This window comes from Paraburkholderia gardini (assembly GCF_907164545.1).
Taxonomy (GTDB): domain Bacteria; phylum Pseudomonadota; class Gammaproteobacteria; order Burkholderiales; family Burkholderiaceae; genus Paraburkholderia; species Paraburkholderia gardini.
Window position 1 is genome coordinate 114,778 of sequence record NZ_CAJQZB010000013.1, and the last position, 6,937, is coordinate 121,714.

The 6,937-nt window shown below is 63.1% G+C and carries 6 protein-coding genes; 5 read left to right on the plus strand and 1 reads right to left on the minus strand.

Annotation, left to right across the window (positions count from 1 at the left end):
* Positions 1–51 precede the first annotated feature (51 nt).
* A complete protein-coding gene (locus LPA37_RS12000) occupies positions 52–372 on the plus strand; it encodes a helix-turn-helix domain-containing protein (RefSeq protein WP_228979526.1) in 321 nt (106 codons plus the stop codon).
* Here the strand turns inward: LPA37_RS12000 and LPA37_RS12005 are convergent.
* Complete coding sequence (locus LPA37_RS12005; protein WP_228979744.1) at positions 356–1,060, minus strand: helix-turn-helix transcriptional regulator; 705 nt, start codon at positions 1,058–1,060, stop codon at positions 356–358. The genes LPA37_RS12000 and LPA37_RS12005 overlap by 17 nt on opposite strands.
* A gap of 620 nt (positions 1,061–1,680) precedes the next feature.
* Here LPA37_RS12005 and LPA37_RS12010 point away from each other — a divergent pair.
* From LPA37_RS12010 to LPA37_RS12025, 4 genes are all read left to right on the plus strand, one after another.
* Entirely contained in the window at positions 1,681–2,622 is a 942-nt protein-coding gene (locus LPA37_RS12010; RefSeq protein WP_229012653.1) for a dihydrodipicolinate synthase family protein, read from the plus strand.
* Positions 2,623–2,699: 77 nt separating this feature from the next.
* Complete coding sequence (locus tag LPA37_RS12015) at positions 2,700–4,280, plus strand: aldehyde dehydrogenase (NADP(+)) (protein ID WP_229012654.1); 1,581 nt, start codon at positions 2,700–2,702, stop codon at positions 4,278–4,280.
* A 164-nt stretch (positions 4,281–4,444) separates the two neighbouring features.
* On the plus strand, positions 4,445–5,383 hold the full coding sequence (locus LPA37_RS12020) for an SMP-30/gluconolactonase/LRE family protein (RefSeq protein ID WP_229012655.1): 939 nt from the start codon (positions 4,445–4,447) through the stop codon (positions 5,381–5,383).
* 268 nt (positions 5,384–5,651) lie between these two features.
* Positions 5,652–6,821, plus strand: a complete 1,170-nt coding sequence (locus LPA37_RS12025) for an extracellular solute-binding protein (protein ID WP_229012656.1) — start codon at positions 5,652–5,654, stop codon at positions 6,819–6,821.
* Positions 6,822–6,937 lie beyond the last annotated feature (116 nt).

The window sequence follows — 6,937 nt, forward strand, 5'->3', positions numbered from 1 at the left end:
GGAGAATCGATTTATCGATCCCGGCGATAGCCAGTCAACCAGGCGGACATCATGGAACTACTTGAAAATTATTGGCAACCGGCACGTCGCGTGAGCACTCCGGAGCGAGTGCTGGAGCCAGCGTCGCCCGTGGACCGCGTGTTCATCATCGCGTTCCGCAAAAAGAAGAAAGAGAGTCAGCGGCGCTTCTGGGCACGCTTTGGCGTCACGCAGTCGCGTGGCAGCCGCTTCGAATCCGGCTCGGAAATTCCGGCGCCGGTGGCGATCCTGCTTGGACTTTATTTCACCAGGGCCATCTCTGACAGCGATCTCGGCCGGGCGGAGCGTGCGTTGCACGACAGGGCCTTCGACGCCGTCAGTCAGGATCAATGACGCCGAGTTGCGTTGCGATGACCGCGGCCGCGCGCCGCGAGTTCACACCGAACTTCGCGCGAATGTTTTTCATGTGAAAGTTCACGACTGCTTCCGAGCAGTTCAGGATGTGTGAAATCTCCCACGTGGACTTGCCGCGCGCAGTCCACTTCAAACATTCGCGTTCACGCGGCGTGAGCCTCGGAATCAGTTCCTGCGTATGCGCGCTCACGTAACGCTGGCTTGTATCGATCACCAGATCGCGCAGCAACACCAGATTCGGTAGCGCGACGTCCACATGCCGCCAGAATGCATCGCCTGGCATGCTGTCGTTCACGAAGCACAGCATGCCTGCTTCCTGTCGCGGCCCGTGGACCGGCAGCGTGACGCCGGCGCGCAACCCGTACGCGCGGGCTTCCTCATACATCGATTGCTGCGGTTCGGTCGTGAAGATCTCGGGCGACCACACGAGCGGCGAGGCGCGCGTCGCGCAGTGCGAGACGGTGGGATCGATGTGCATGAGGCCCTGCTCGTCGTAGGCGCGCCGCCAGGACACGGGGTATGTGCTGCGCACGTACGCGTCCTCCAGACGGAGGGTCGGGCGTGGCAGCATCGCCAGCAGAACCTGGTTGAAGCCCCATCCGTCGGCGAGACGGGTAATGGCGTCGAACCATGCGGTTTCATCAGGGGCCTCGAGCAACGGTGACATCTGCTCGATGAAATGTAGTGACACGGACGGCTCCCCTCGGATCGCGGCAGGCCAGGCCGCTAATAAAGACGACGCGAATACCTGGTTTGCGCCTGTCTGCTTCACTAATCTATCACCATTTTTTTATTCTGCCCGGCAATTCGTATGAACATTATGCCAATCAAAAGCGGCGAGTTGAGTTGATTTTTTGCGTTTTGCCGCGCCCCCACCGGCGGGCGTCCCCGTCGATGGGCCCTTGTGCGTTATATGGATTGAAACCTGGCCGGATAACGTCGGCATTTTGAATCAACATTAATCCCTGCCCGGATTGATATGAGGCTGAAAAACCCTTCTGGCGTAATTGACAAAAACACGGACCTGCCGCGCCGAAAAACATCTACGCATTCAGATACGCAGGATCTTGTTGTCATACGAGAATGGGGCACCCAAACAGCATGAGCACAACTGAAAGAGCCTGATTTTCGACAAAAATAGCCAAAAACCCGGCCGTTATGCTGCGTTGCGATGCGAATGGCGTCGATGCATCACATGCATGGCAACCGAAAATTTGTTTGACAACATTTGCCGCGCGATGCTACCGTGAAGATCAATCATCGAATTGATCCGTCTGCCGAGGTGCCATGAACGTCTCTCCGATTTCCGGCAGTGAGTTCGCTGCCAGCGTGATGGCGGTGCCGCCGCTCGCCCGCCGCGCCGATTATTCGCTCGACGCCGCGGAGAACCAGAAGCTCATTCGGCACATCGAGGCCGGCGGCGTGCGCACGCTGCTTTATGGCGGCAACGCGAACCTGTATCACGTCGCGGTCAGCGAATATCGCGATCTGCTCGATCTGCTCGCCGCGAGCGCCGCTCCCGAAACGCGCGTGATTCCGGCCATCGGCCCCGATTACGGCAAGATGCTCGATCAGGCGCGCATCCTCGCGCAGACGAACTACCGCACCGCGATGGTCCTGCCGCTCGCCGGCTTTACCACGTCTGGGGGCGTCGAAGAAGGCCTCGCGCGCGTCGTCGACGTGGCGGGCATGCCGCTTACGCTCTATATCAAGAACGAGAACTACGTCGATGTCGATGCGCTCGCGCGTCTCGTCGATCGCGGCACGCTGGTCGCCGTCAAATACGCAATCGTTCGCGATAACCCGGCCGACGATGTCTACCTGAAGCGCCTCCTCGAAAGCGTGAACCCGGCGAAGGTGATCTCGGGCATGGGCGAGCGTCCCGCGCTCGTGCACGTGCGCGACTTCGGTCTCGCTGCATGGACGACCGGTTCGGGCTGCATCGCGCCGCACGCGGTCATGGCGCTTCTGCGCGCCGCGAAAGAAGGCCGCACGGACGAAGCGCAGCGCATCCGCGACGCGTTCATGCCGCTCGAAACGCTGCGCGACGACATCTCGCTGATCCGTGTGCTGCACGATGCAGTGACGTTTTCGAAGATCGCCGATATGGGCGCGATTTTGCCGCTACTCAGTTCGACGCCGGTCGAGGATCATGCGAAGATCGCGGCTGCAACCGAAGCGCTCCTCACGTTCGAGCGTCAGAACGCCGCCAGGCCGGAGCAGGGCTGACAGCGCTTCTCACTATCTGATTTTCGCTGCGCGGTGAATGCAGGCCGACGCCCGCAGCGCCCAACTGGAGTTTCAAGATGCAGATCACAGGAGAGATGCTCGTTGGCGCATCCGCCGTGCGCGGCGCCGAGGGCACGCTGCGCGCGTTCGACCCGGTCCGCAATGCGGAAATCGAGCCGGTTTTCGGTGCGGGCAGTGCGGCCGACGTCGACCGGGCATGTGAACTTGCCGCGCTCGCGTTCGATCCGTATCGCGGCGCGCCGCTTGAAACGCGTGCGCGCTTTCTCGAAGCGATTGCCAGCAACATCGTCGCGCTGGGCGATGAACTGATCGAGCGCGCGCACATCGAAACGGCGCTGCCGAAAGCGCGTATCGAAGGGGAACGCGGGCGCACCGTGGGTCAGTTGAAGCTCTTTGCCTCGCTCGTGCGCGAAGGCCGCTGGCTGGGCGCGACGATCGATTCCGCCATGCCGGATCGCAAGCCCCTGCCGCGTTCCGATCTGCGTCTGCGGAAAATTCCGGTTGGGCCTGTCGCCGTGTTCGGCGCAAGCAACTTTCCGCTCGCGTTTTCAGTTGCCGGCGGCGATACGGCCTCGGCGCTCGCGGCGGGTTGTCCGGTCGTCGTGAAGGCGCATCCGGCGCATCTCGGTACGTCGGAACTGGTCGGTCGCGCGATCCAGAAAGCGGTCGCTGAAACCGGTCTGCCGGAGGGCGTGTTTTCGCTGATCGTCGGCGCGGGCAACGCGGTGGGCGAGGCGCTTGTCGCGCATCCGGCGATCAGGTCGGTCGGCTTCACAGGATCGCGGCGCGGCGGGCTTGCGCTGGTCGACATCGCGTCGAAGCGTCGCGAGCCGATTCCCGTGTTCGCCGAAATGAGCAGCGTCAATCCGTTCTTCGTGCTGCCTGGCGCGCTTGCCAAACGCGGCGAAGCGATCGCTTCGGCATTCGTGGATTCCGTGACGCTCGGCGTCGGCCAGTTCTGCACGAACCCCGGGCTCGTGATCATGCTGGAAGGCCCGCATACGCAGACGTTCATCGACACCGCCGCGCAGGCGCTCGCAAAGAAAGAAGCACAGACCATGCTCTCGCCGGGCATCGCTTCGGCGTACCAGTCCGCCGTCGAGCGGCGCGCGCAGGCCAGCGGCGTGCAGAGCGTCGCGCAGGGCACGCAGTCGGGCGCCGCGTGTCCGGCGATGCCCGCGCTTTTCCTGACGCAGGCCGCGCAGTTTCTCGCCACGGCCGAGCTCGAAGATGAAATCTTCGGACCGACTTCGCTGATCGTCACGTGCCGCGATGTGGACGAAATGATCAAGGTGGCCGGTTATCTCGAAGGCCAGCTCACGGCGACGCTGCAACTCGAACCGGACGATTACGCGCTCGCGCGCAAACTGCTGCCGACGCTCGAACGAAAGGCCGGCCGCATTCTTGCGAACGGCTTCCCGACGGGCGTCGAGGTGTCGCATGCGATGGTGCATGGCGGACCGTTCCCGGCCACGTCGGACGCGCGCGCGACGTCGGTTGGCGCGACCGCGATCGATCGCTTCCTGCGGCCCGTGTGCTATCAGGATCTGCCGGCGGAATTGTTGCCTGAAGCGCTGCACGACGACAATCCGCTGAAGCTGTGGCGTCTGCTCGATGGTGAGCTGGGCAAGCATTGAACGGCTGTTAAGCTTCTAGAGCGTCACGCCGCCGCATAGCCAGCCGCGCGGCGTGATCCGCCTGAGGCGGCCATGATCCTCTCTGACCTGACATCATCGCGAGGGCCATGACGCGCCGCATGCGGGCGCCGTTCGCCGTATCCGGTACAACCGCAAGGAGTCTCATGACAGACAACAGCCGTCGCTATCCCGATCCCGCCATCCGCGTTCTCGACCATCGCTTTAACGCGCTGCGTATCGCGTCCGCCTCGGTCGAATGTCTGTATCAAGGCGCGCGCTGGTCCGAGGGCCCGGTGTGGTTCGGCGACGGGCGCTATCTGCTGTGGAGCGACATTCCGAACAACCGCATCCTGCGCTGGGACGAAGAGACCGGCGCGGTGACGCCATTCCGTCAGCCGTCGAATAATGCGAACGGCCATACGCGCGATCGCGAAGGACGTCTCGTCAGTTGCGAGCATCTGACGAGACGCATCACGCGTACCGAATATGACGGCACGATCACGGTCCTTGCCGATCGCTACCTCGGCAAACGCCTGAATTCGCCGAACGATCTCGTTGTGAAGTCGGACGGCTCGATCTGGTTCACCGATCCGAGCTTCGGCATCGACGGTTTCTACGAAGGCGAAAAGTCCGAGGCCGAATTGCCGCAGTGCGTGTATCGCATCGACGGGCAGACGGGCGAGATCACGCTCGTCGCCGACGATATCGAAGGCCCGAACGGTCTCGCGTTCTCCCCCGATGAATCGCGGCTGTATGTGGTCGCGTCGCGTGAGTCGCCGCGCACGATCCGCGTGTTCGACGTCGCCGCCGACGGCCGCACGCTTGAGAACAACCGCATCTTGATCGACGCGGCTGCCGGTACGCCGGATGGCTTTCGAGTCGATATTCACGGCAACCTCTGGTGCGGTTGGGGCATGGGCACGGAAGAACTCGACGGCGTGCGTGTATTTACCCCGCACGGCGAAGCGATTGGCCATATCGCGTTGCCGGAGCGTTGCGCGAACGTGTGCTTCGGCGGGCGGCATCGCAACCGGCTTTTCATGGCGGCGAGCCACGGGCTCTATTCGTTGTATGTGAACACGCAGGGCGTCAAAGGCGGTTGAGCATGCCCAATTCGCTGCGCGAAGTTGCCTGACAAGTATCGGGCTAAACCCGTAGAGCGGCGCGCTCCCGCGGACGTGAATATGGCATCGGATCGTTTTCTGCAAAGGGATTGATGGAGATTGCGCCGTGCGCCGCGGCGCAATCGGTCATTGATGATTTGCTTGACGTCAGATGTGCGCGTTGGCAATGTTCGATAACGCGGGACGTGTACCGTCGGCAGCGCACCTGAACCGGCGGACTTCCATACCAAAGAAGCGAGGAGATACGATGACTTTATCTGGCAGGTTGTCTGTAAGGGTGGCGGTGGTCTGTGTAGCGGTCGGCGCGGCATTCGCGCCCGCGGCGCGCGCGGCGGATCCGGTGACATTGAACATCGTGGACGTAGCGGGGGATCTGCAACTGACGCAAAAGGGCTTCGAGGCGTTCAAGGCGAAGTACCCGAACCTGGTTTCGAACATCACGTTCACCAATGCGCCCGCGCCGCAGCTGCCGGGCAAGATCAAGGCGATGCAGGCCGCAGGGCGCTCCGATATCGACCTCGTGCTGACGGGCACCGACGCGCTGGCGGCCGGCATCGAGCAGAACCTGTGGGAGAAGCTGCTGCCCGATCATGCGGCGGTGTTCCCGGGCGTGCTCGACAACTACGCACCGGGCCCGCGCAAGATGCAGGACCTGGCACAGGGCTACGGACTCGAAGTGGCGTACATGCCGGCCGGGCCGCTGCTCGAATACAACCCGGCCAAAGTCACCGATCCGCCGAAGACGCCTGAGCAGCTGCTGCAGTGGTGCAAGGCGCACCCGAACAAGCTGATCTACGCGCGTCCGGCCAACTCCGGCCCGGGCCGTACGTTCCTGATGGGTCTGCCGTATGTGCTCGGCGACAAGGACCCCCAGGACCCGATTCACGGCTGGGACAAGACCTGGGCGTTCCTCAAGCAGCTGAACGACTGCGTTCCGTACTATCCGGGCGGCACGTCGGCGGTGATGAAGGAGCTGGGCGAAGGCACGCGCGACATGACGGTCACGGTGACCGGCTGGGACATCAACCCGCGTGCGCTGGGCATCGTGCCCGCGGAATTTCGCGTGCAGGCGTTCGACAACATGACGTGGGTGAACGACGCCCATTACATGGTGATCCCGAAGGGCGTGCCGAAGGACAAGCTCGACGTGCTCTACAAGCTGATGAACTTCATGCTGGAGCCCGCGCAGCAGGCGCTGACCTATGACGACGGGTATTTCTATCCGGGCCCGGCGATCAAGGGCGTGACGGTCGAGCAGGCACCGGCGCAAAGCCAGGCGGTGTTGAAGAAGTTCGGCCGCCCGGAATACGCGAAGCTGCTGGCGGACCATCCGCACGTGCTGCCGCTGAGCGCGGCGGCGATGGTGGCCGCGTTCCAGAAGTGGGACCGTGAAGTCGGCGCTGCAAAGACGAAATAGCGCTGTTTCCGGCTCGCCCCCTGTGCGTCGCGGGTTCGCGCAGGGGGGCGGCTACGTTGTGAACGCTCGTCTCTATGACTTGCGCGGCGGCGCGCGCGCCCAGCGCCGCGCCGCCG

What these genes read in the sequence shown, in the direction of transcription:
- LPA37_RS12000 (WP_228979526.1), top strand. Translation starts at nt 52, where the DNA reads ATGGAACTACTTGAAAATTATTGGCAACCGGCACGTCGCGTGAGCACT.
- LPA37_RS12005 (WP_228979744.1), bottom strand. Translation starts at nt 1,060, where the DNA reads ATGTCACCGTTGCTCGAGGCCCCTGATGAAACCGCATGGTTCGACGCC.
- LPA37_RS12010 (WP_229012653.1), top strand. Translation starts at nt 1,681, where the DNA reads ATGAACGTCTCTCCGATTTCCGGCAGTGAGTTCGCTGCCAGCGTGATG.
- LPA37_RS12015 (WP_229012654.1), top strand. Translation starts at nt 2,700, where the DNA reads ATGCAGATCACAGGAGAGATGCTCGTTGGCGCATCCGCCGTGCGCGGC.
- LPA37_RS12020 (WP_229012655.1), top strand. Translation starts at nt 4,445, where the DNA reads ATGACAGACAACAGCCGTCGCTATCCCGATCCCGCCATCCGCGTTCTC.
- LPA37_RS12025 (WP_229012656.1), top strand. Translation starts at nt 5,652, where the DNA reads ATGACTTTATCTGGCAGGTTGTCTGTAAGGGTGGCGGTGGTCTGTGTA.